22 protein-coding genes and 4 pseudogenes are annotated in these 24,657 nt (G+C 47.5%); 10 read left to right on the top strand and 16 right to left on the bottom strand.

Going from position 1 to position 24,657, the window contains the following annotated elements; translation table 11 throughout:
• Positions 1-9: 9 nt before the first annotated feature.
• Positions 10-1,677 (bottom strand): glycoside hydrolase family 13 protein, encoded by a 1,668-nt coding sequence (locus tag QSJ10_RS02665; RefSeq protein ID WP_053532420.1) that lies wholly within the window; start codon positions 1,675-1,677, stop codon positions 10-12.
• 125 nt (positions 1,678-1,802) lie between these two features.
• Positions 1,803-2,664, bottom strand: a pseudogene (locus tag QSJ10_RS02660) (IS982 family transposase).
• Between the two features lie 198 nt (positions 2,665-2,862).
• Between QSJ10_RS02660 and QSJ10_RS02655 the strand changes: the two are divergent.
• From QSJ10_RS02655 to QSJ10_RS02625, 7 genes and pseudogenes are all read left to right on the top strand, one after another.
• Positions 2,863-4,464 carry an alpha-glucoside-specific PTS transporter subunit IIBC gene (locus QSJ10_RS02655; RefSeq protein ID WP_033013869.1) on the top strand — a complete coding sequence of 534 codons (1,602 nt, stop codon included), beginning with the start codon at positions 2,863-2,865 and terminating at the stop codon, positions 4,462-4,464.
• Between the two features lie 164 nt (positions 4,465-4,628).
• On the top strand, positions 4,629-5,957 hold the full coding sequence (glvA, locus tag QSJ10_RS02650) for a maltose-6'-phosphate glucosidase (protein WP_053532421.1): 1,329 nt from the start codon (positions 4,629-4,631) through the stop codon (positions 5,955-5,957).
• A 237-nt stretch (positions 5,958-6,194) separates the two neighbouring features.
• Entirely contained in the window at positions 6,195-7,475 is a 1,281-nt protein-coding gene (locus QSJ10_RS02645; protein WP_033013870.1) for an IS110 family RNA-guided transposase, read from the top strand.
• Between the two features lie 455 nt (positions 7,476-7,930).
• A pseudogene (locus tag QSJ10_RS02640) lies at positions 7,931-8,579 on the top strand (transposase).
• Between the two features lie 106 nt (positions 8,580-8,685).
• Complete coding sequence (locus QSJ10_RS02635; protein ID WP_033013872.1) at positions 8,686-9,468, top strand: MurR/RpiR family transcriptional regulator; 783 nt, start codon at positions 8,686-8,688, stop codon at positions 9,466-9,468.
• Positions 9,469-9,592: 124 nt separating this feature from the next.
• Positions 9,593-9,979, top strand: a complete 387-nt coding sequence (locus QSJ10_RS02630; RefSeq protein WP_233434080.1) for a hypothetical protein — start codon at positions 9,593-9,595, stop codon at positions 9,977-9,979.
• A gap of 28 nt (positions 9,980-10,007) precedes the next feature.
• Positions 10,008-10,514 (top strand): PTS sugar transporter subunit IIA, encoded by a 507-nt coding sequence (locus QSJ10_RS02625; protein WP_049626649.1) that lies wholly within the window; start codon positions 10,008-10,010, stop codon positions 10,512-10,514.
• 53 nt (positions 10,515-10,567) lie between these two features.
• Here QSJ10_RS02625 and QSJ10_RS02620 read toward each other — a convergent pair whose 3' ends face one another.
• From QSJ10_RS02620 to QSJ10_RS02605, 4 genes and pseudogenes are all read right to left on the bottom strand, one after another.
• Positions 10,568-11,437: an IS982 family transposase gene (locus QSJ10_RS02620; RefSeq protein ID WP_287136201.1), complete on the bottom strand. Its 870-nt coding sequence runs from the start codon at positions 11,435-11,437 to the stop codon at positions 10,568-10,570.
• 143 nt (positions 11,438-11,580) lie between these two features.
• Positions 11,581-12,011 (bottom strand): annotated as a pseudogene (locus QSJ10_RS02615) (2-dehydropantoate 2-reductase N-terminal domain-containing protein); the annotation flags it as partial.
• A 116-nt stretch (positions 12,012-12,127) separates the two neighbouring features.
• Complete coding sequence (locus QSJ10_RS02610) at positions 12,128-12,331, bottom strand: YbdD/YjiX family protein (protein ID WP_015374005.1); 204 nt, start codon at positions 12,329-12,331, stop codon at positions 12,128-12,130.
• Positions 12,324-14,399, bottom strand: coding sequence for a carbon starvation CstA family protein (locus QSJ10_RS02605; RefSeq protein ID WP_053532485.1), 2,076 nt, complete (start codon positions 14,397-14,399; stop codon positions 12,324-12,326). The genes QSJ10_RS02610 and QSJ10_RS02605 overlap by 8 nt, the downstream gene beginning before the upstream one ends.
• A 269-nt stretch (positions 14,400-14,668) precedes the next feature.
• Here QSJ10_RS02605 and QSJ10_RS02600 point away from each other — a divergent pair, with 269 nt between their 5' ends.
• Entirely contained in the window at positions 14,669-15,118 is a 450-nt protein-coding gene (locus tag QSJ10_RS02600; protein ID WP_014194961.1) for a hypothetical protein, read from the top strand.
• Positions 15,119-15,157: 39 nt separating this feature from the next.
• Here QSJ10_RS02600 and QSJ10_RS02595 read toward each other — a convergent pair whose 3' ends face one another.
• The 8 genes and pseudogenes from QSJ10_RS02595 to QSJ10_RS02565 all read right to left on the bottom strand — a co-directional run bounded on the left by QSJ10_RS02595 (position 15,158) and on the right by QSJ10_RS02565 (position 21,282).
• Positions 15,158-15,850, bottom strand: a complete 693-nt coding sequence (locus QSJ10_RS02595) for a TerC family protein (protein ID WP_033013876.1) — start codon at positions 15,848-15,850, stop codon at positions 15,158-15,160.
• A 14-nt stretch (positions 15,851-15,864) separates the two neighbouring features.
• A complete protein-coding gene (locus QSJ10_RS02590) occupies positions 15,865-16,137 on the bottom strand; it encodes a YkvA family protein (protein ID WP_033013877.1) in 273 nt (90 codons plus the stop codon).
• A gap of 332 nt (positions 16,138-16,469) precedes the next feature.
• A pseudogene (locus QSJ10_RS02585) lies at positions 16,470-16,709 on the bottom strand (DMT family transporter); the annotation flags it as partial.
• A 12-nt stretch (positions 16,710-16,721) separates the two neighbouring features.
• A complete protein-coding gene (locus tag QSJ10_RS02580; protein WP_033013879.1) occupies positions 16,722-17,012 on the bottom strand; it encodes a hypothetical protein in 291 nt (96 codons plus the stop codon).
• 88 nt (positions 17,013-17,100) lie between these two features.
• Positions 17,101-17,202, bottom strand: a complete 102-nt coding sequence (gene cydS, locus QSJ10_RS15620) for a cytochrome bd oxidase small subunit CydS family protein (protein ID WP_375153661.1) — start codon at positions 17,200-17,202, stop codon at positions 17,101-17,103.
• Positions 17,202-18,230, bottom strand: a complete 1,029-nt coding sequence (locus QSJ10_RS02575; protein ID WP_049625099.1) for a cytochrome d ubiquinol oxidase subunit II — start codon at positions 18,228-18,230, stop codon at positions 17,202-17,204. The genes cydS and QSJ10_RS02575 overlap by 1 nt, the downstream gene beginning before the upstream one ends.
• Positions 18,227-19,573 (bottom strand): cytochrome ubiquinol oxidase subunit I, encoded by a 1,347-nt coding sequence (locus tag QSJ10_RS02570; RefSeq protein WP_049625100.1) that lies wholly within the window; start codon positions 19,571-19,573, stop codon positions 18,227-18,229. Before QSJ10_RS02570 ends, QSJ10_RS02575 begins: the two co-directional genes overlap by 4 nt.
• 287 nt (positions 19,574-19,860) lie before the next feature.
• Positions 19,861-21,282, bottom strand: coding sequence for a SpoVR family protein (locus QSJ10_RS02565; protein ID WP_033013882.1), 1,422 nt, complete (start codon positions 21,280-21,282; stop codon positions 19,861-19,863).
• Positions 21,283-21,443: 161 nt separating this feature from the next.
• On the opposite strand from QSJ10_RS02565, the gene QSJ10_RS02560 reads away from it, so the two are divergent.
• A complete protein-coding gene (locus QSJ10_RS02560) occupies positions 21,444-22,049 on the top strand; it encodes a DedA family protein (RefSeq protein WP_033013898.1) in 606 nt (201 codons plus the stop codon).
• 29 nt (positions 22,050-22,078) lie between these two features.
• Here QSJ10_RS02560 and QSJ10_RS02555 read toward each other — a convergent pair whose 3' ends face one another.
• A complete protein-coding gene (locus tag QSJ10_RS02555) occupies positions 22,079-22,327 on the bottom strand; it encodes a hypothetical protein (RefSeq protein ID WP_053532487.1) in 249 nt (82 codons plus the stop codon).
• Positions 22,328-22,507: 180 nt separating this feature from the next.
• On the opposite strand from QSJ10_RS02555, the gene QSJ10_RS02550 reads away from it, so the two are divergent.
• Positions 22,508-22,765, top strand: coding sequence for a YhdB family protein (locus tag QSJ10_RS02550; RefSeq protein ID WP_013146280.1), 258 nt, complete (start codon positions 22,508-22,510; stop codon positions 22,763-22,765).
• Between the two features lie 47 nt (positions 22,766-22,812).
• Here QSJ10_RS02550 and QSJ10_RS02545 read toward each other — a convergent pair whose 3' ends face one another.
• Positions 22,813-24,570, bottom strand: coding sequence for a phospho-sugar mutase (locus QSJ10_RS02545; protein ID WP_033013883.1), 1,758 nt, complete (start codon positions 24,568-24,570; stop codon positions 22,813-22,815).
• Positions 24,571-24,657 lie beyond the last annotated feature (87 nt).

Below are 24,657 nucleotides of genomic sequence, written 5' to 3'. Positions count from 1 at the left end.
AATTCCTTCTTATTCTTTCCAGATGTATACGCGCGCCTCGTACGGTTTCAGCTTAAAACGCGTCGCATTTTTATGCGGACGGACCGGGTAGTTCGAGAGCGCCAAATCGCTTGACTGAAGGCGGAAGCCGTCATAGCGGTAAAGTGACGGGCGGTCCGACAAGTTGACGACTACAAGCGCGCGATCACGTCCGAGCGTTCTTGTGTACGCGTAAATGGATGGGTGGTTTTCCAAAAGCAGATCGTACGTTCCGTAAACAAACAGCTCATTCGCTTTCCGAAGCTGAATCATTTGTCGATAAAACGACCATACCGAGTTCGGGTCGCGCCGCTCGGCCTCGACATTGATCGTACGATAGTTTTCGTTCACCTTGATCCATGGCGTACCTGTCGTGAATCCAGCGTTTGGGGCATCAGACCATTGCATCGGGGTGCGCGAGTTGTCGCGCCCGGTTTGCCAAATGATCTTCATCACTTCCTCATGGGTCCGCCCCTTCGCCCGTTCGAGTTCATACAGGCGAAGAGCGGACACATCACGATAATCACGGATGTCATCGAACCGCACGTTCGTCATCCCGATCTCTTGCCCCTGATAAATGAACGGCGTCCCTTGCATGAAAAAGTAGAGCGCGCCGAGCGCCTTGGCGCTTTCCGCCCAATAGTCGCGGTCATTGCCCCACGTCGAAACGGAGCGGGGCAAATCGTGGTTTTCCAAAAACAACGCATTCCACCCGCGGTTTTCAAGCCCTTTTTGCCATTTCGTCAACGTCCGCTTTAGGCGGCGGACATCGATGGAACCATCCGCACTCCTTTCCCATAGCCCTAGATGCTCAAACTGAAAAATCATATTGAACACGCCGTTTTCTTCCCCGACCCATTGTTCGGCCTCATCAACCGTTACTCCGTTCGCCTCGCCGACCGTCATAATGTCATATCGCGCAAACGTTCGCTCTTTCAACTCTCTTAAATATTCCATAATGCCAGGCTGGTTCATATGCCCGGCAAACGACGGTACATACTTCAGCCCCTTCGGGTTTGGCAAATCGGGAAGACCCGGCTTTTTCTTAATGTGGGAGATCGCGTCGATACGAAAGCCGTCGATACCTTTATCCAGCCACCAGTTGACCATCTCATAAATCGCCTGGCGCACCTCACTGTTTTCCCAGTTCAAGTCGGGCTGTTTGACATCAAAAATATGCAGATAATATTGACCCGTCCGCTCATCATACTGCCACGCCGAGCCGCCGAAAATGCTTTCCCAGTTGTTCGGTTCGCGCCCGTCTTTGCCGTCACGCCAAATGTACCAGTCGCGCTTCGGATTGTCGCGCGATGACCGCGATTCGATAAACCACGGATGCTCATCACTCGTATGGTTGATGACCAAATCCAAAATGACTTTCAACCCGCGCCGATGGGCTTGGGCAAGCAATTCATCGAAGTCATCCATCGTTCCAAACTCATCCATAATGGCATAATAATCGCTGATGTCATATCCGTTATCGGCGTTCGGCGACCGGTAAATTGGACAAATCCAAACGATGTCGACTCCAAGCTCCACCAAATAATCCAGCTTTTCGATGATGCCGCGAAGATCGCCGATGCCGTCGCCGTTGGCATCCATAAAGCTGCGCGGATAAATTTGATAGGCGACGCCCTCTTTCCACCATGTTTTTTTCAAGGCTTCCTCCCCCTTTGTGCACACGTTTTCACTATCCACTGTACACTACATGACGGAAATATACAACTCTCTTTTTTCAAGACTAGCGAAAAAATGATTGATGAACCCGTGGTGCTAGTTGAGTCTTAACGCTCAACTAGCCCAAGAACAACAAGGGAGTAAGCCAGTAAAATACCATCCTGTGCCGTTTCAAATCCAGAAACCGAGTTCGCTCGAATCTCGGTGATCCGATACGAATCGACTAAAATCGAAAACACGGTTTCAACACTTTGCGTTTTCGTTTCATCCACTGTTTCCATGCGTCCGATTGGCGAATTCGCTGATTTTTTCGAACGGGCGTCCAAAAAGCGACTCGATGCTCTTCGTACAGCTTCTTTTGCAGCGTTTGGCTGATATACCCTTGTCACCTAGGTTATATGGATGTGGAATTTGCATCATGACGGTTTCAGCGGCCACCCGATCGTGACAAGACGCTTCAGTGACGACATATCCCATCGGAAGCCCTTGGTCGGTGACCTGCAGATGAAGTTTCAACCCATAGAAAGCGATCTTTTTCGAAGCACAATAGCCAATATCCGCAATTCCACGAAACCGTTTGGCGCGATACATTCGGGATGAATGACACAGCTCGATCGGCAAACTGTCCACGATCGCATACGCATGGTGTTGTCCACGCTTGGCCAGCTGGTGCCGCATCCACTTGATCGCAAAGCCAAGCGCTCGGCAGCGACGGTTGTATCGAGAACGTTCAGGGAACAAGTCCTTGGAAAACAAATTCCCGATCACAAACCGATGCCAAGCCCGTTCGGAAGTGAAGCCTAACAACTTTCCAAGGACATGGACGGCGATGATGACCTCGCCCTTCTGTTTCAACAAATGAAGATTTCGACGTTGAAGATGAATCTGGATACTCGATAGTTGAGCTGATACAAAACACAAAATCGATACATATTGTTTTTGAAGTTTGGCTCGATCTGTTCTTAAAATTTATGGTGGACTATGAAGAATATCTCTAGTATTCCATATATAGCTGCTCATTCTGGGAATTTTCTTTAATTTTGGGAAAAATAACAAGAGAAGTGAAAACGAACAGCTTACTTCCGTTTTGTTGTTTGCCAAAAAAGTTCATGTTATAAAGAAAAGGAAAGCGTTATCAAAAAATTTGAGAAGAAGGAGTGAGTGGGCATGATGCAAAAAATTCAGCGGTTTGGTGCAGCTATGTTTGTACCGGTGTTGCTTTTTCCGTTCGCTGGTATAGTCGTTGGCTTGACCATCTTGTTTAAAAATCCTGATATCATGGGATCCATTGCTGATCCGAACGGAATGTGGTACAAGTTTTGGACGGTAGTAGAAGAGGGTGGATGGACGGTCTTCCGACAAATGCCGTTATTGTTTGTTATAGGCATTCCGATTGCGTTGGCAAAAAAGGCCCATGCGAGAGCTTGTATGGAAGCGATTGTTACTTATTTAACATTCAACTATTTTATTAACGCTATATTGACTCTTTGGGGAGATAAATTTGGTGTAGATTTCAGCCAGGAAGCTGGCGGAGTTAGCGGTTTGACAATGATTGCGGGAATCAAAACATTAGATACGAGCATTATTGGAGCGATCGTTATATCTTCTATTGTTGTAGCGCTTCATAACCGCTTCTTCGATACGAAGCTTCCAGATTTCCTTGGCATTTTTCAAGGTTCATCATTTGTGGTGATTATTGCGTTCCTTGTGATGCTTCCAGTTGCTTTAATAACAGCCTATATTTGGCCAATCGTACAACATGGCATTGCATCTTTACAAGGATTTTTGGCAAGCTCAGGAGTGCTTGGGGTTTGGTTGTATACATTTTTAGAGCGCTTACTTATTCCAACAGGGCTGCATCACTTCATCTACGGTCCATTTGTCTTTGGCCCTGCGGTTGTTGAAGGAGGAATCGCTAAGTATTGGATCGAGCATTTACCAGAATACGCAACATCTGCGCATTCTTTAAAGGAAATGTTCCCGCAAGGCGGATTTGCATTGCATGGGATGTCTAAAATCTTTGGCATTCCAGGTATTGCATTAGCGATGTATGTTACTGCAAAGCCAGAAAAAAGAAAACAGGTTGCAGGGCTATTAATCTCTGCCGCTTTAACGGCTGTTATTGCTGGAGTTACAGAACCAATTGAATTTACTTTCCTATTTGTGGCACCTTGGTTATTTGCAGTGCATGCATTTTTAGCAGCCACAATGGCAGCGGTGATGTATGCATTCGGCGCTGTAGGAAATATGGGCGGGGGACTGTTAGAAATCGCTACTTCAAACTGGATTCCATTATTTAAATATCATAGCACGACTTATTTAATACAATGGGCAATCGGGTTCATATTTATGATCATTTACTTCTTTGTTTTCCGATATTTGATTCTTAAATTTAATGTTGCAACGCCGGGACGCGAAGCAGATGATTCATCAGAGATGAAATTATATACGAAAGCAGATTATAAAGCAAAAAAACAAGCTAACCAAAATGGCAGTGGCAACAGCTATACGGTTCAAGCATTACAATTTTTAGATGCGCTTGGCGGTCCTGAAAATATCGAGGCGGTTACCAATTGTGCCACACGTCTTCGCGTTAGTGTGAATGATGAATCAAAAGTCGCGCCGGATAGTGTGTTCAAGTCTGCGGGAGCTCATGGTGTCGTTCGTAATGGCAAGGCAATTCAAGTGATCGTCGGTTTATCGGTCCCACAAGTGCGAGAGCAGTTTGAGAAAGCTTTGGAAGAAAAGGGATTTAAAACAGAATCGTAACGATCATCTCATAATGATGAAGCTGGGAAAATTCTTATCTAATGTGAAAAAGAACGGAAAGTGTGATTAGGTCCAGAATGGCTGGAATCCATTGTTCCCATATTTTCGATTTGCTATAACAGTAATGAAAGCGCTCATCATAATATAAAAAAGGAGGAAGAAAAATGAAAAAGTTTTCCATTTTGATTGCAGGTGGGGGAAGTACATTTACTCCAGGGATTGTGTTAATGTTATTGGATAACTTAGACAAATTTCCTATTCGTAAGTTAAAATTGTACGATATTGATAAAGAACGTCAAGATATCATTGCCGGAGCATGTGAAGTTATTTTAAGAGAAAAAGCTCCAGAAATTGAATTTCTCGCTACTACTGATCCGGAAGAAGCGTTTACCGACGTTGACTTCGTCATGGCCCACATTCGGGTTGGAAAATACGCTATGCGTGAATTAGATGAAAAAATTCCGTTGAAATATTGTGTGGTGGGCCAAGAAACGTGCGGTCCGGGTGGAATTGCATATGGTATGCGTTCAATCGGAGGAGTATTAGAGTTAATTGATTATATGGAAAAATACTCTCCTAATGCATGGATGCTCAATTATTCCAACCCAGCAGCGATTGTAGCTGAAGCGACGCGCCGTCTCCGTCCTCATTCGAAAGTACTCAACATTTGTGATATGCCTGTCGGGATTGAAGAACGTATGGCACGGATTTTAGGCTTAAAATCCCGCAAAGAAATGACGGTAAGATATTATGGGCTGAACCATTTTGGATGGTGGACAGATATTCGTGACAAAGAAGGAAATGATTTAATGCCTAAATTAAAGGAGCATGTTGCAAAGTACGGGTATGTTGTCAATGATAGCGGAGACAATCAGCATGTTGATGCTAGCTGGCAAGATACATTCTTAAAAGCGAGAGACGTATATGCATTAGACCCAGATACGTTGCCGAACACATATTTAAAATACTATTTATTCCCGGATGAAGTAGTGGCAAATTCTAACCCGAATTATACAAGAGCAAATGAAGTAATGGATGGACGCGAAAAATTTGTATTTACGGAATGCAAAAAAATCATTGAAAAGCAATCAACAGAAGGAAGCGCTCTTCATATTGACGAACATGCTTCATACATTGTTGATTTAGCGCGTGCCATTGCTTACAACACTCATGAAAGAATGCTGCTTATTGTAGAAAATAAAGGAGCTATTTCTAATTTTGACCCGACCGCAATGGTGGAAATTCCATGCATTGTCGGCAGCAATGGTCCTGAACCGCTATCGATCGGGGAAATCCCGCAATTCCAAAAAGGATTAATGGAACAACAAGTATCTGTGGAAAAGTTAGTGGTCGAAGCATGGATAACAAAATCTTACCAAAAATTATGGCAGGCTATCACACTATCTAAAACAGTACCAAGCGCGAAAGTAGCAAAACAAATATTAGATGATTTAATCGAAGCAAATAAAGGATATTGGCCAGAATTACATTAAAAAAGAATACGAAACAAAAAGTACAGCACTTTGTACTTTTTGTTTCGTTCTCCTCCTTCCTTTAAAAAGAAACAGTTATTTACTGTAGATGAGCAAATTCACTAACATAAATTTACATCCATACAAAAAAGGAGCATTCCCGTTAGGAGCTTTTCCGGGGACTTGATCAAAAAAAGCCCTCTTGGTATGATGCAGGGGTGTCAACCACATCACTCACCATACCAAGGAGGACTTCAGATGAATTGTACACAAAACTATAAAATTGATCAAGTTACGGAACAAACGCTTGTCGTGGGCATCGATATCGCGAAACGAACCCACTACGCCTGCTTCGTGGATGACCGGGGGCGCGTGCTTCGCAAGTCGTTCCCGATCTTCCAGTCGAAAGAGGGGTTTCAGCAGCTGTATAAAGCGATTCAGGAGGCGATGCAAGCGTTTGGGAAGTCAGAGGTGATCGTCGCGGTGGAGCCGACCGGGCACTACTGGTTGAACCTAGCCTACTTCCTCGAGGAGCACGGGATCCCGTTGGTCATGGTCAACCCGGCGCATGTGTGCCGGTCGAAAGAACTCGATGACAACCTGCCGACGAAACACGACGCCAAAGACGCCCTGGTCATTGCCAGACTGGCAAAAGACGGACGATTCCTCGTTCCCCGGCTGCTGCACGAGATCGAAGCCGATTTGCGCGTGGGAAGCACGCTCAAAGAGAAGCTCCGCAAGGAACAGACGGCGGTGAAAAACGCGATCGTCCGCTGGACGGATCGGTATTTTCCAGAGTTTTGGACCGTGTTTCGTGACTTGGGGAAAACGGCGCTTTCGGTGTTGGAGTGGACGCCGCTTCCGGCTGATATGGCCGGTCGGACCGCCGAGGAGCTCATCGAGGTGTACCGGCAAAGCAAAGGGATGAAATGCCCGCAGAAGGCCAAAATTCAGGCGTTGATCAACACCGCGAAGGACTCGATTGGGGTGACGGAAGGGACAGCGATGGCCCGGTTTGAGATCGCCGCGCTCGTCCGCCGATACCGCCAATTGGAGGCGGAGATCGCTGCACTGGACGCCGAGTTGAAGGCATTGGTTCAAACGACGATGGAGTACCAATGGTTGAAAACGGTCGACGGGTTGGGAGACGCCACGATCATCGATCTGCTGGCGGAGATCGGCAGCTTCGCCCATTATCGAGACCCGCGCCAATTGGTGAAGTTGGCGGGCCTGACGCTCAAGGAGAACTCCTCCGGCCAGCGCAAAGGGCAAAAGCACATCTCCAAACGGGGACGGAAACGGTTGCGCTCGGTGCTGTTTCGGGCGATGATTCCGCTGATTCGGCATAACGAGGCGTTTCGCGAGCTGCATGAGTATTATACGACCCGATCCGTCAATCCGCTGACCGGAAAGCAGTCCATCGTCGCCTTGTGCCGGAAGCTGTTGAATGTGCTGTTTGCGATTTGTACGAAGAAACAAGCGTTTGACGCGGAGCGAATGAAACAGGACGTCTTGTCCCAGGTGCAACGGGCGGCCTAAGGCCTCCCCCTGCGAACGGAAGAATCGTTGGACAACGAGATGACACCGGAGAAGCTGGCGTGATTTCATCCATTCGACCTTGAGTCCCTAAAGGAGCTTGGCCGGCCTCCGCCTGATGACGAGACCGAACGAGGGAATGTTGGCGCGAAGACGCCCGGAGACGTGGGAGGGTTCGTCCTCATCAGCGACGCGGAGATCCAAAGGGTGCATCGAATATGCTTCCCCCCCACGGCAGGAAAATATCCCCAGACGCGACCGCGAAGCGCACCCTAGGTCTGTAAGATATCCACAAAACTGAAAAAGGATGTAAGGGATTTTGTCGAAAAATATTTTTTGGACACCCCTGAGGGGCCGAAAAGCCTTGATACATCAACATTTCTAGAGGGAGACATGAACCCGATTCCTTGATTAGAATAGATGTGTCACCAAACCATTCTCAAGGAGGTTCATGTCTCATGAATAGACTACCACATCACCAAGGAATCGACAAGTTTTTCGCAATGTTGGGGCTGGCCCTTTATTTCTCTAAGCCGGTCATGAAACATCTCATTCATATTATCGATGCGCTGACAACGAAAGGATTTGCGGGAACCTTGACCGATCTGCATCACGAGAGCTTTCATCCCAACCATCGCGGAAGACACCCATCTCGTCACGGTGGGAGAAGAGCGTTATCGCGTGTATCGCTACGAGGGAGCGCTGAAAGGTCTCGATGATGCCGTTGTGTTGTTGGCTTGGAAAGCCGATCAGCCGATGACACCTGAACATCTTCACTGCGTCTTGAGCACCGACCGGGAGCTAAGCGATGAAGAGATCTTGCGCTACTATGCCCAGCGTTGGTCGATCGAATGCTTTTTTCGACAAGCGAAAGACCAGCTGAAGCTCGATGGGTACCGCGTTCGTCAACGTCGGGCGGTGAAACGGTATTGGATCTTGGTGCAACTCGCTTATGTGTACAGTATGGTCGAATCCAACAGCGATTTCTCTACCGGGCTTGACTTCCTTCGAAAGAAGAAAGGACATAGCCTCGTGGAGTTTATTTACGATGCAGCGAAACAAGATATTCCCATTGATGTCGTTAAAAAACAGCTTCATGTGGCATAAGGGGTACTCCGTTTGTCTCTTTTTACATGGTAATTATTGTAATGAAAATTGCTCAACTACAGTACAGTTATTTAGTAGACTTTTTTAAAGGAAGGAGGATCAAACAATGAAAATCGAAGAATTGATCAATAAACATTATAATCAACTAAATGAGACCGATTTGCATATTTTAAAGTATATTTTAAACAATAAAAGCGAATGCCACAAATTAGGAATCAACAGTTTAGCAGAAAAGTGCAATGTTTCACGCTCATCCATTTTAAGATTAGCTCAAAAGCTTGGGTTTAGTGGATATAGTGAGTTTCGTGTGTTTCTGAAATGGCAGGAACAAGAAGGAGGCAATAGTGATAAAAGCCAAGTCGAAATTTTAAGAAACGATATTCTCGAAACATTAAAATATATCAAGAAAAAGGATTTTTCTGAAATCTGCAAATTAATCCATCACGCGCAAAGAATATTTATTTATGGAACTGGTACGGCGCAATTAGACTGTGCCTTTGAATTACAACGAATGTTTTTGGCCGTACAAAAATATTTACATGTCATTCAGGCGCAAACTGAATTGGAAATGGTAATTAAAGACCTGACTATAAATGATTTAGTCATTATTATTTCTTTTTCTGGAGATACTCCGACAATTTTTCCGGCAATTCAGTCATTGGTTGCAAAAGGAATACCATTTATTTCAGTAACAAACTTAAAAAATAATCACCTGGCAAGAATGACTCCTTTTAACTTATATGCCAATAGCTCGAGCAACGAATTAAGTGATGACACTAAGCTCAACACATTTGCTTCTTTTTTTATTATAGGAGAGATGCTTTTTAGTCACTATGTCGATTATCTTAAGCAACTGCAAAATGAAGAAAAAAATGGTGAACAACCTTGAGGAGATCGAAAAATTTTTTGACTTGGAACTCTCAGACCATAATGGCTAAAAGCGCTGTTTTTTTAAAGCAGCCATTTACTTTTTTTATGCAGTGCCATTGATTTTTGTCACTTGCCTGTACTTAGTGACGCTTCATGCGCATCAAACATTTTTCACTCCGGTAATCCGCGAGCCGATCATCACCATTATGTTTGTTATAGCGATGCTAAATCCTTTTTTTGCTGTATTAACAAAAGTAGCGGTAAATGATTTAGAAAACAAAAGGCATGTCAAGTTATCATATGTAACATTGTGGATGGTAGCTGCATCTCAATTGCTTATTGGAAATCTCTTTGCCAGCATCATTCTCCTATTCGGTTTGTATCAACAAAGAAAAGAACAACCAATGTTATTAAAAGAAAAGAAGTTAGAACTCAAACATAAAGAAGCATGCGTGAGACTTTTCGGGAGTACATTAGTATTTTTTCTCTCTATCGTTTGTTTATTTTTATTAATGAAAATTACATTTTAAAAACGGATAGAAAGTGGGTTGTTGAGATATGCTGAAAAAATTATTTAGCAAAAAAATAGAAACTAGAGTAGTGGAAATACATTCCCCGCTTGATGGGGAAGCAATACCGTTAGAAGAAGTTCCTGACCCTGTATTTGCTCAAAAAATGATGGGAGACGTTTTAGCGATTATTCCGAAAAACGGAAAAGTAGTTTCCCCTATTAACGGAAAGGTTGTGCAAATTTTTCCTACGAAGCATGCAGTTGGTCTCGTTTCAGAGGAAGGATTAGAAATACTTATTCATATTGGATTAGAGACTGTAGAGCTAAATGGGAAAGGATTTGAGGTTGCGGTAAGTGCCGGCGAAACAGTGAAAGTGGGAGACCCTTTACTAAATGTAGACCTCGATTATTTAGAGCAAAAACATAAAGAAATCGTAACCCCCATTGTTATTACCAATATGCTTGATAAAGCGGGAGAGTTAGAATACATCGCAAAGAATAACGTAGTAACAAGAGGGGATGTCATAATGAAATGCAGTGTAAAAGTGATTTGAACCCTATATCGATCAAAAATAGATTTTAGCATACCCGTGGTGCTAGTTGAGCTTTAGCGCTCAACTAGCCCAAGTGTAACCAGGGAATAAGCTAACAATATACCGTCTAGTGCCACTTCAAATCCGATAATCGAATTGGCTCGGATCCCCGTGATGCGATAGTGGTCAACCAGAACCGAGAACACCGTCTCGATCACTTTGCGTTTTTGTTGGATCCACTGCTCCCATGTCTCAGACGCACGATGTTTCTGGTTTTTTCGAGACGGAGTCCAAAGCGCCATTTGGTATTCTTCGTACAGCCTTTTTTGCAAGTCACTGCTAATAAACCCTTTGTCCCCGAAGTTATAGGGATGAGGAATTTGGGTCATGACGCTTTCGGCTGCTATTCGATCGTGGCAAGATGCTTCCGTCACCACATACCCCATTGGCAGCCCTTGATCGGTCACTTGAAGGTGCAGCTTCAACCCGTAGTACCATTGCTTTTTGGAAACGCAATACCCGATGTTGGCGATCTCTTGAAACCGTTTGACCCGATCCATTCTCACGGCATGACATAACTCGATTGGCAAGCTATCCACCACAGCGTAGGCATGGTGCTGCCCGCTTTTCGCCAATTCATGGCGAATCCATTTGATCGCAGATCGACAACGACGATGATACCGGGAACGTTCCAGAAACTGCCCCTTTGGGAACAAGTTCCCGATAACAAAGCGATGCCACGCCCGTTCAGAAGTAAAACCGAGCAGCTTTCCTAAAAGATGAATGGCGATGATGACAGCGTCCTCTTGCTTGACCAAATGGCGATTTCGACGATGAAGATGCACCTGAATGCATGAAAGTTGAGCAGAAACAAAAAAGAAAATGGCTGCATATTGCTTTTGAATCTTGGCCCGATCTGTAGTAAAATGAAAGTGCTCTTGCATGGGGATTCTCCTTTCGAATGGTAGGTCGCGCTTTCATTCTACAGGAGATCCGCCAGGCAAGGGCTATTTTTATGCTTGTCTGATTTTATCTAGCACCACGGGTGATTGATGAATATTTTTAGGCTGTTGTTTTCAATTGCCGCCCGTAAAACAACAGCCGTTTGAACGATTTCCCCTTTTTCGTTTAACGTCGTTTCGATGAAACAAAGCCCCCCAACACCTTGTCATCGCCAAATGACTCCCGCAACACATCCATATGGACCATGCCGTTTAAGAGTGGCAAAATCATCGTTGTCTCACCGACGTACGGTTTAGCATCAGCGAGGGCGCCCGCCAAATGATACGCCTTGTTTGAAAACACAACAAGATCGAACGGCTCCGTCCGTTCACCGGCCGCGATCAGTTTCGGCGCGAGCACTGCATCGCCGTGGACGCTGCGGATGACAAGCCCGCGTTCCTCAAGCTCCCGCTTTCTCCGCTCACGGACGAGAAATGTCACATCGACGCCTTTTTCGAGCAGGCGTCCGCCGAAATAGCCGCCAACCGCCCCTGCTCCCACGACAAGAACGCGCATGTTATGTATCCCCCTTTTCCCACATGTTCATAGCCAAGCCTAGGCTGGAATGGACAGCGTTTCGATGCAGACGTTGAAAAAAGGAAGAAGGGCCCCCCCTCCTTCCTTTCCAGCCGCTAGCAGCAACGCGACACTTTGCCGCCCTTGGCATTGTAGCGCGCCTCTTGCGCCTCGCAGAAAAACTCTTTCCGCGACTTGATCGGCTCACCCGGATGATGGGTTTTCATATGCTCGACATATTTTTCATAACTCGGCACGCCGACAAGCAAGTCAAGAAACTGCCGGCGATAGGCCAACACAGTTTGCAGCCATTTAGGCATAATGCTTCGCTCCTTCTCCATCGCGCGGCACGTACGGCGCTTCTTTGAGCGGCACATGTTTGTTTTGCAGCACTTTGATCCAGATGTTCAACGCCGAGATCAACATCGCAATCACAACGAGCATGAAAATCGCACACAATGTCGCATCAATGTAGTCGTTCATAATAATTTGCCGCATTTGCGCCTCATTCGTGGCCGGCGCCAAAATTTTGCCTTGGCTCAAGCTGTCTTGGAACATTTTCGCATGCGACAAGAAACCAATTTTAACGTTTTCATGGAACAGCTTTTGATACCCCGCCGTCAGCGTGACGACCAAAAGCCATATCGTCGGCACGAGCGTCACCCAAACATAAGCCTTTTTGCCCATTTTAAATAGAATGGTCGTCGCAAACAACAAGGCGATGCCCGCCAACATTTGGTTAGCGATGCCAAACAGCGGCCATAGGGTGTTGATGCCCCCAAGCGGATCGACGACGCCTTGGTACAGGAAGTAACCCCACGCCAACACACAAAGGGTCGTGGCGATCAAGTTCGAGGCAAGCGAATCCGTTTTGCCAAGCGGCTTGTAGAACGTCCCCATAATATCTTGGATCATAAAGCGGCCGACGCGCGTGCCAGCGTCAATCGTCGTCAAGATGAACAGCGCTTCGAACAGGATGGCAAAGTGATACCAGAACGCCATGAGCGCCTTGCCGCCGATGGCGCTCGATAAAATGTGCGCCATCCCAATCGCCAACGTCGGCGCCCCGCCCGTGCGCGACAACACCTTTTGCTCGCCGACGTCCTTCGCCAGCTTCGTCAGCATGTCAGGGGTGATCGTAAATCCCCACGATGACACGACTTTGGCCGCCTGAACGACATCCGTGCCGATCACTGCCGCCGGGCTGTTGATGGCAAAATACGCCCCTGGCGTCAGGACGCAAGCCGCCACCATCGCCATAACCGCCACGAACGACTCCATCAACATCGCACCGTAGCCGATCGGCCGCGCATGGCTTTCAAGCTCAATCATCTTCGGCGTCGTGCCGGATGAAACGAGCGCGTGGAACCCGGACACTGCGCCGCAGGCAATCGTGATGAACAAGAACGGGAACAAATTACCGGCGAAGACCGGTCCTGTACCGTCGATAAATTTCGTCACTGCCGGCATTTGCAAATCCGGCATCACAACGAAAATGCCAAGCGCCAATCCGACGATGGTGCCGATTTTCAAGAATGTGCTCAAATAGTCACGCGGCGCAAGCAGCAGCCATACCGGCAGCGCCGAAGCGACAAATCCGTAAATGATCATTAAGATCGCGATCGTTTCCCCTTTGAGCGTAAGCATCGCCGAAAGCGTCGGATGCTCTGCGACGTACTGACCGGCCACAATCGACAAAATCAACAACACAAATCCCCCAAGCGACGCCTCGGCAACACGACCTGGACGGATGAAGCGCATGTAAATGCCCATCAAAATCGCAATCGGAATCGTCGCGGCGATCGTAAACATCCCCCACGGGCTTCCGATAAGCGATTTCACAACAACGAGCGCCAATACGGCCAATAAAATAATCATAATGCCCAAAATGCCAAGCGCTGCGATCAAGCCCGTCACCGGACCCATTTCTTCCTTAATCATTTCGCCGAGCGACTTCCCGTTGCGGCGCATCGAAGCGAACAAAATGACAAAGTCTTGCACCGCTCCGCCGAGCACAACGCCGATCACAATCCAAAGCGTCCCAGGCAGATAGCCCATCTGCGCGGCCAAAATCGGTCCGACAAGCGGTCCCGCACCCGCAATAGCGGCAAAGTGATGGCCAAATAGCACCCATTTGTTCGTCGGAACATAGTCCTTCCCGTCATTGAACACTTCCGCTGGCGTTTTCCGGTTATCATCAAGACCAAACACTTTGCGGGCGATAAACCGGCTGTAAAACCGATAAGCGACCGCATACGTGCAGACGGCGGCGACGATCAGCCATATGGCGTTGACCGATTCGCCGCGGCTTAAAGCCAAAATGGCAAACGCTGCGGCCCCAAGGACGGAAATCAGGCCCCATAACAAAATCGATTTTATCCCCTTCACACGGCTTCCCCCTTTATTTATTTGTCAAAATCCTTTACACAACTATTATATTCATTATTCAGAAAAATTTAAAGTATTTTTTATCTTCAGCTAACATATCGTTTGGTTCTATAGGAAAGTTTTCCTTCCTTCCTATTGCAAAAAAGTATAAAACAAGTCTTTTTAGTAAAAAATGCAATTACACCCATCGATTGTCTCCAGGTCCATCTGACGGTGCAACGGACAAAGCAACGATCAACTAATACTATCTCAGTAAAGGGTTCGAAAAGGTGAAAGCGATCGAAGCATTGTTATGGAGCATTGCTTTGCCTGGATTCGGGCAACTGTTGAACAAAAAGTATATAAAAGGAATTTTGTTTATTGCGTTGGAATTTGTGATTAACACCCAATCCCATTTCAATGAAGCCATCCGCCTCAGCTTTTTGGGACGTACGGATGAGGCCGCCCGCATTGTCGATATCGGATGGCTGATGTTTTATCCATGTTTATACTTTTTTGCCATGTGGGATGCGTTTAAAGACGCTGGCGGCGGGCAAACGCCGTACTCGTTTTTGCCGTTTGTCGTCTCCGCCTACTTTGTGACGGTCGGCTTGATGTACTCGTCGCACGTGACGATCGGCGGCGTGTTTTTTGGACCGATTTGGCTGCCGATCTTATCTGTCATCCCCGGGCTCTCCATTGGATGGCTGCTGCAATTTCTGCTGCTGAAATGGAAATAGCCATCCGCTTGGTGATTGCCCAGCCACAAAAGCCGCCAATTATTCATTGGCGGCTTTCGGTTTCGTCTCTTTGGCGCTTTTTCGTTTTTTTATCGTTCCCGCCACAATGACAGCGGCAACAACAAGCAACTCAAATCCATACTTCACGGCAGGATTGGCAAAATACGCCTTTAAAAACGGCTCATCGACGATCATTTTCGCCGCCGTCCAGGCGAGGACACCGGCGCCGATCGTAATAATGATTGGGAAGCGCTCGATCCATTTTAAAATAAACGTGCTGCCCCACACCATGATTGGAACAGAAATGAGCAGCCCAAGGATAACAAGGAGAAAATTTCCATGCGCGGCACCGGCGACCGCCAACACGTTGTCAAGTCCCATCAACGCATCGGCAATAATAATCGTGCGCATCGCTTCCCATAAACTTCCCCCAGCCTCGATATCATCGTGCCCCTTTTCCTCAACGAGCAGCTTGTAAGCGATCCAGACAAGTAAGAGACCGCCAACAAGCAAGAGGCCTGGAATTTTAAGAAGCCATACAACGAAAATCGTTGCTAACGCCCGAACAACAACGGCGCCGGCCGTTCCCCAAATGATGGCCTTTTTTTGCTGATGCTTTGGCAAGTTGCGGGCCGCCAATCCAATCACAATGGCGTTATCCCCTGCCAGCAAAAGATCGATAATAATGATCGACAGCAACGCCGTCCAAAACTCCGCTGACAATACATCCATGGAACAATCCCCCTTCACAAGTTATATTTTTCCTTTAGCGAAATCGGCGCCATCTTGATGACTTGTTGCAAAATAAACAGGAAGACGGTCAAATCATCGATCAAACCAAACAACGCAATCCAATCTGGAATGAGGTCAAGCGGCAACGCTATATACAAAAGCAGCAAACCGACAGAAAACAATTTTTTTCGCATTGGCACTTCATGAGAAACGAAAAATTCGAACAAAAACGGTAGAAAACGCCGGACATGGACGATGAAGCGAAGTCGTTTCCACCATTTGCGCATGTCATCCCCTCCGCTTTTTGTTCTTTTTGAAGCTGAACCTATCTTCTTTTACGATTATCTTCCCCCTTTTGTTCCATGACATGAAAGAAGGCCTTTACCATCCTTGGTAAAGGCCTTCATAAGTAAAAGAGACCTTTACCAACATCGGTAAAGGTCTCGCTAACAACGTCGCCGTTGCCAACAAAGCCGAGGGCATGCGCCCTGAACTGACGACTTTGCTGTTAAAGCTACTCCCCTTTAACAAAAGAAACTATATTCGTTTTTATATTTTCATGATATTCAATATTTATACCTGTTGTCAACTCTTTTTCTTGGCAAGAAATGAATCCAATTTATTGCCCCGCCGTAAACTTCAAACCAATGACTCCGACAAGAATGCAAAGCAAAAACGCCACCCGCAGCGCGTTGACCGGCTCGTTTAAAAACAACATGCCGACCAAGGCCGCCCCGAGCGCTCCGATTCCCGTCCACACCGCATAGGCGGTGCCGATCGGCAACGTTTTTATCGCCAGTGATAAAAAGTAAAAGCTCGCCACCATCCCCGCAATCGTCACAACAGAAGGCCAAGGGGGCCCCCATCCGTCTTACACCGGGTCGTTATCGACGCCACTGTACGATTCAATCGCTTGATCGAGCGCCCGGTAGGCCTCAGCGAAAGCGTTTGTCGCCGATTCATCTCCCGCCTCGGCCAGCTCCATTCGCGCATTGCGCGCGTGAGTCACCGCACGGATGACATCTTCGATCATTTGCCGTTTATCCCTGGCGCTCGCTTTTAACCGTTCAAGCTCATGAATCGCCCCATCAAGACTCGTCGAGCGCGGTTCGTCAAACGATTGTTCCAGCTGCTCTTTCACACGCTCCAATATTTCTTTCATGCTCGCCCATCCTTTCTCTATTCGTTGTCATCCGCTAGTGTGGGCGATTGGCGGCAAACTATGCATTACCAAGACGCTGAAATTGTGTTTACTTATCTACGTGCACATCTTTCAAACCAGCCCAAAACGCAGCGATGATCGACAGGGCGACGATGATCATCGGCGCATACATGATCAAAAATGTTTGCATTATCCTTTTCCCCCTTCCCATTTTCCTTTAACGTACTCCTTGTTAAACACAAAGAGGCGCATAAGCAAATAAAGTGACGGAATTAATAACAGGAGGCCGGCAATAAACGCGACGATCAACGCCATAGCCATCGTCTCATTCGTAAACCCGTCATAAATCGTCAAATACGGGTATAACAAATACGGATAATGTGAAATGCCATAGGCGTAAAAGGCGAACGCGTATTGAAACAACAGCGCAATAAACGCCCAGCCGAACCGCCGCTGCCGCCAAAGCAGCCAAACGGTAATGACAAAACACAAAAAGGAAATGACCAGCATCCACGCCACATTCCATAGGTTGGCGTAATGCTCGGGATTATGGTAGCGGAGCTGGTAAATAATGAGCAGCGCTGACAACATCGTCGGCCCGCTCCAAAGAAGAGCGTAGCGGCGCAACAGCGCCCGCGCCCGTTCATCCTTGGCCTCGTCCGCATAGTACGTTAAGAAAACGGCAGAAATGTAAAGAACGCTCGTCACACTGAGCAGCACAATGCTCCATGACAACGGGCTTGCAAACAGCTTCCCATAATCCAGCGTAACGCCTGAGGCGCCTACCTCCACAAACCCGCCTTCAGAAATCGTCAACACGATGGACAGGGAGGCCGGAATAAACAACCCCGTCAATCCATAAGCGATTAAATACCAGTTCCGTTCCGTCCCCCCATACGTATGAAACGCATAGTACGAGCCGCGAATAGCTAACAAAATGATGGAGATGCTCGCCGGGACAAGCAAAATAGAACCGTAATAATACGCCGTTTTCGGAAAAAAGCCGACAATGCCGACAAAGAAAAAGACAAGAAAGACGTTCGTCACTTCCCATACAGGGGAAAGATAGCGCTGAATGATGCGGTGCAAAATATGCTGTTTGTTTGCCCAATGGCTATAGGCGCTGAAAAACCCAGCCCCGAAATCAATCGAGCCAACGATAATGTACCCGAACAAAAACAGCCATAACACCGAAATGCCAATGACTTCGAGCGTCATGGCGCCACCTCCCCATTATTGGCCCGCTCTGCCAGCTCCCGTTCAACCGGGTTGCGGCGGAACATACGGATGAGCACTATTGCGCTCGCAATTACTAACACCATATACAAAAGGCAAAACAACACAAGCATCGTATCCACATGCGCCGACGATGTCGCTCCTTCCGCCGTTTTCATATAGCCACGCAAAATCCACGGCTGCCGCCCGACTTCCGCTAAGTACCATCCCGCCTCAATCGCAACCATCGCCAGCGGCCCTCCCGCCACCAGCAGTCCAAAAAACCACTTTTTCGCCGTCCACTTCCAGCGGAAAATCGATCCGAGCCAATACGCGGCTGCGACAACCATTAAAAACACCCCGATCGTGACCATCACATCGAATAAGTAATGAATGTACAGTGGTGGGCGTTCATCTTCCGGAAATTCGTTCAGCCCGGTCACAACCGCCCCCGGGTGGTTGTGCGCCAAAATGCTTAACGCATATGGGATTTTAATGGCATACTTCACCTCGCCATCCTCTGTCAGCATGCCAAACAACACGAGCGGCGCGTGGGAGCTCGTTTCAAAATGCCATTCAGCGGCCGCCAGCTTTTCTGGCTGGTATTCGGCTAAAAATTTGCCCGATAAGTCGCCAATCAATACACTGGCTACCGAAAAAATAAAAGCTGTTTTCATCATTAAATGAAGTGCCTTGCGATGATAAATGTGACGATTGCCTTTCCATAAATGCCAAGCGGCGATCGAAGCAAGCACGAATGCTGACGTCATATACGAAGTCGCCAGCACATGGGCGACTTTCGTCGGCATCGCTGGGTTGAACATAGCCGCGATTGGATCGATGTTGACAAGCTCGCCGTTTTTAAATTCAAACCCTTGCGGCGTATTCATAAACGCGTTCACCATCGTAATAAACATGGCTGATGCTGAAGACCCGATTGCCACCGGGATAAGCAAAAGCAAATGTTTTTTCTGATTTTCGAACCGATCCCATGTATACAAATAAATGCCGAGGAAAATGGCTTCAAAAAAGAAGGCGAACGTCTCCATGAACAGCGGCAAGCTGATCACTTGGCCAGCCAGCTGCATAAAGTTCGGCCATAAAAGCGACAGCTGCAAGCCGATCGCTGTTCCTGTCACCACGCCGACCGCTACGGTGATGACAAAACCGCGCGTCCAGCGGCGAGCGAGTAAGATGTAATGCATATCATTTTTGCGAATCCCAACCCACTGGGCAATGGCGATCATCAGTGGAACCCCGACGCCGATCGTGGCATAAATGATGTGGACCGTCAGCGTCAATCCCGTCAAAATACGGCTAAGCAGCACCGGATCGTAACCGTTCACGATTCATCCCCCCTTATGAAAACAAGCGACCAATCAAGGAAAGCAAGACAATAGTCGCAACAGCAAAGCTAACGAACACAAGCGTTTTTTCATGCCGCTTCCACATATCCACCCCCCCCGAGCGAACAAACAGTGGTGAAGAATTTGTGACAATCATCACAAATTATCCACTTCATATTATTTCATAAAATCGGGGACGCTATCCGACATGATTTTGAATAATTTGTGTCATTTTTTCACATATTCATCGTGACAAACAAAAAAAGCAGGAGATCCCTGCCCTCATGTTATAAATATTTCTGATGCACCGTTTTCCCGTCATACGTAAACAATATCGGCTTTTCCTCTACGACCGTCTCCATATGGACCGGACGGCCCCACAACTGATAAATGTATGGGAGCACTTTTTCTAAATACTTCAGATCGAGTTCGATTCCTTCATACCAATGCTTCAAATACAACTCTCCGTTGCGCATATAATCGCCGTCATTGACCGTGATATACGGGAATCCGCCGTTTACCCGCATGCTGACGAGTTGGTCGCGGATATGATCCCAGTTTTTGTCGACGATTTTATATTCTTTCCCCTGTTTTTGGAACAAATACATATCTTCGCGCATAACGAGCTCTTTCGTTAAATAGTTGCGCAAAAACGAAATGTCGGATTCGAGTTCGCGCACTTCAAAAATTTTCGCCCTCCCCGACCCCGGCTTGACGCCGTATTTTTTCATCTCCTCAGTCGGGTTGTTCCACCGCTCTTCAATGTCTTCAAAAATTTTCAGTCCTAAATAATACGGATTGATGCCAGTGCGCGACGGTTGCACGACGTTGGCGTTCAGTTTCGCAAATTCAATCGCCTCATCGCTCGTCAAATCCATCTCGCGCAAAATGCGCTGATGCCAATACGTCGCCCATCCTTCGTTCATGATTTTCGTCTCCAGCTGCGGCCAAAAATAAAGCATTTCCTCGCGCATCATCGTTAAAATGTCGCGTTGCCAATCCTCCAGTTCGCGGCTGTATTCTTCAATGAACAATAGCACATCTTTTTCCGGTTGCGGCGGAAACTTGCGCCGTTTTTTTCGCGGCGGCGTTTTCAGTTTGTCTCGCTCGTCAAGCGACCATAAATCGTCGTACGGCGTCGATGTTTTCGGAGGCTCCTCCTCTTCGTACACTTCCGTATCTTCCCACGTCCATGACAGCTTCGGCCGCAGGAGCGAGGGATCGATATGCTCCTGAATGGCCAAGACGGCATCCAAAAATTTTTCCACTTCCAATTTTCCGTATTGATGTTCATAATGCTTGATCCGCTCCGCTGTCGCCGCCATGCTTTCCACCATATCGCGCTTCGTGTTGCTGAAGCGGACGTTGTTTTTGAAAAAGTCGCTGTGGGCCAACACATGGGCGACGATCAGCTTATTTTGGATGATCGTATTCGTATCGAGCAAAAACGCGTAGCAAGGGTCCGAATTGATGATGAGCTCGTAAATTTTGCTTAACCCTAAATCATAATGAAGCTTCATTTTGTAAAACTGTTTCCCAAAGCTCCAGTGGGAAAATCGCGTCGGCATCCCATAGGCACCAAACGTATAAAGAATGTCCGCCGGGCAAATTTCATAACGCATTGGATAAAAATCAAGGCCAAATCCTTCCGCAATTTCCGTAATTTCCGCAATCGCCCGTTCCAACTCTTTCAGCTCGTCCTGCCGCATCCATCTCCCCCCCTTTTTCCTCTTATCACAATGTATGAGGGAAACGGTGTTTTGATACGTTCCATCGTTTGGCATGAACGCGCAGCGCCCCATTTTCATTTGTGGACCGTTTGGTTTATAATGGTCATATACAAGAAATCGCGGCAAAGCGTGGTGGTCATTTGCAGCACTATTTGCATTATCTTATCGAACACTTCGGCTACATCGGCATTATGGTTGCGCTGATGCTCGGCATTGTTGGGCTGCCGATCCCCGACGAGCTGCTGTTGACATATGCCGGTTACCGCGTTTCAACGGGGGCGTTTTCGTATCCGCTCGCTTTTCTTTCCTGCTGGCTTGGAGCCATCATTGGCATCTCGCTCAGCTATATGCTAGGGATTACGCTCGGGCTACCGTTTTTGCATAAATTCGGTCCCAAGCTCCATCTTACAGAAAAACGGCTCGAGCAAACAAAAGCGCTTTTTTCGAAGCTCGGCCCAGCGGTATTGTTCATTTGCTATTTCATCCCCGGCGTTCGGCATCTCGCCGCCTTTTGGGCCGGCATGAACGCCTACCGTTGGAGAAAGTTTGCTTTGTTCGCCTACAGCGGGGCGATGGTGTGGGTCGCTGTCTTTTTGACGATCGGCTCCTATTTTGAAAGCCGCTGGATGGCCGTCAAGCAGTACATCCATGCCTACCGTCCATTCTTATTTCCAGTCTTTTTGGTCGCTCTTGGTTTCGCCATCTTCTATTGGTACATCCAGCAAAAGCGAAAAACACCGAGGTAATCTCCGGTGTTTTTCATTCTCTATGCGCGCTATACGTTCTCGCGCGGGCCGCGATGGTACGTTTCCGTCAGCAGACCCATAAACAGGCCGAATACGAACATAAACATCGAGGTCCCGATAATGCCGAGACTGATGATCGTCAAGAAATAGTCTTTGTTGTAAGCGCTTGCGATAAAAATAAGCAAAAACAGTACAACTCCGACAATCAATCCCACTGACGCCATCCATTTGCACATGTTGATGATTTCTTGCCCTTCGTGCCGTTTGTTCATTCTCATCATCCCATTATTTTGAGGATACTATCCTTGTCACAAAATTGCAACATTTATTTTTCCTTTTTCGTTTTCATTTCGGTTACAATTTATATTTTGCCTTCTGTCGCAACATTTACAGGGCAACAAAACGCCCCGCCGTCATACACTAACAATGACTCCTTCTTGATAAAGGAGGCATGCCGCTTGAACACCGTCGACTATGATAAGGCGCTCTATTACACGCATCGCTCCGAATGGGACAATTTGCTTATTTTAATGGTGCGTACGCCTGATGATATTTTGTCAAAAAAAATCGAAAAGTTTCTCCACGCTTATAATTTTGAACATGATTACTCCGTCATCCAGGAGCGGTTGCACGCCTTGCTTCGCTATATTGACCATGCGCTTGAAGTGAGCGAACAAAAAATGGGAGTCGAGCAGTACGCGCAGTTTTACTCGTAAGACGAACGGGGAATTGGCTGATGCCAATTCCCCGCAGATTGTGCTGATCATTGCGCATAAGAAGGAGAAACGGTGCTGAGCACATCCTTTACGCGCTGCATGACGGCTTCTGTTAAGCGGACTAGTCTTTCTTCGCTGTCCTCCAGCGACGTCCCTTTGACGCCGAAGTACGCCTTCATTTTCGGCTCCGTCCCTGATGGACGCAGACAAAACCACGAGCCATCCTCCAAGATATACTTGAGCACATTGGATGTCGGCAAATCAATGGCCGTTTTTTCGCCGGTCAACGTGTTCGTCCGCTCTTTCGTTTTGTAATCCTCAATCACCGTCACCTTTTTCCCCGCGGCCTCCACCGGCGGCTGTTGGCGGAACGACGCTAAAATCGCGGCAATCGCCTCTGCTCCTTCTTTGCCTTTCAGCGTGAGCGATCGTTGTCCCTCGCGATAATAGCCGTACTGGTCAAACAATTGCAAGAGCGCCTCATACAACGATAGCCCTTGCTTTTTATAAAACGCGCACACTTCCGCCGCGAGGACAGCCGCCTGCACGGCATCTTTGTCGCGGACAAAACCGCCGATCAGATACCCATAGCTTTCCTCATATCCGAACTGGAACGCATATTGCCCTGTTTGTTCGTATTCCTTCATTTTTTCGCCGATGAATTTGAAACCGGTCAACGTATCGACCGTCTCAAGACCAAACGATTGGGCGATCGCCCGACCAAATTCAGACGTCACGATCGTTTTTAAGACAACACCATTTTCCGGCAGAGTGCCTTGAGCTTTTCGTTGCGACAGCAAATAGTGGAGCAACAAGCCGCCGGTTTGATTGCCGGTCAGCACGACATAGTTTCCCTTGTCATTTTTAACCGCCACGCCCAGCCGGTCGGCATCCGGGTCGGTGGCGATCAACAGATCGGCGTTCACTTTCTTGCCCAACTCCATCGCCATGGCGAAGGCCGCGTGTTCTTCCGGATTGGGCGAGGCGACCGTCGAGAAATTCGGATCCGGCAACTCCTGCTCTTTGACGACAAAGACGTTTTGGTAGCCGAGCTCAGCGAGCGCGCGGCGCACCGGTTTGTTTGACGTGCCGTGAAGCGGCGTAAACACGATATTGATCGCCGTTTCCCGAGCGAGCTCTGGATGGATGGAAATCGTTTTGACCGCATGGATATAAGCATCATCGACTTCGCTTCCGATGATGCGAATAAGGCCTTTTTCTCTTAACGTTTTCTCATCTTCCACATGAATGGCGAGCTCATTTTCGACTTCATTGACATAGCGGATCACTTGGTCGGCGACAGCAGGCGGCAGCTGGCCCCCGTCCTCTCCATATACTTTATAGCCGTTATATTCGGGCGGATTATGGCTAGCGGTGATGACAATGCCGGCAAACGCCCGCAAATAGCGAACAGCAAACGACAGTTCCGGCGTTGGACGCAATTCATCAAACACGTATGTTTGAATGCCGTTCGTAGCCAACGTTTTCGCCGCCTCCATCGCAAATTCCGGCGACTTATGCCGGGAGTCATAGGCAATGACGACCCCGCGTTGCTTCGCCTCATCGCCAAACGATTGTATGTATCGCGCCAATCCTTCCGACGCTTTTCGCACCGTATACATGTTCATTCGGTTCGTCCCCGGGCCGATCTCGCCGCGCATGCCGCCGGTGCCGAATTCGAGATTTTTGTAAAAGCAATCCTCCAGCCATCGTTCATCATGGCGGCGTTGTTCCAACAACCGCTTCAATTCCGGATCGAGCTGCGGCTCACGCAGCCATTGTTCGTATTTTTGTCTCCACTCCATCGCTGTTCCCCCTTGATTTTCATTTTCCCCGTTTATATATTCGTTCCCATCATACAATATACCTGCCAAAAGAAAAAGGATGCCCTG

This window comes from Geobacillus stearothermophilus ATCC 12980, from assembly GCF_030369615.1.
Classification (GTDB): Bacteria; Bacillota; Bacilli; order Bacillales; family Anoxybacillaceae; genus Geobacillus; species Geobacillus stearothermophilus.
This window is presented reverse-complemented; position numbering and strand designations above follow the sequence as displayed.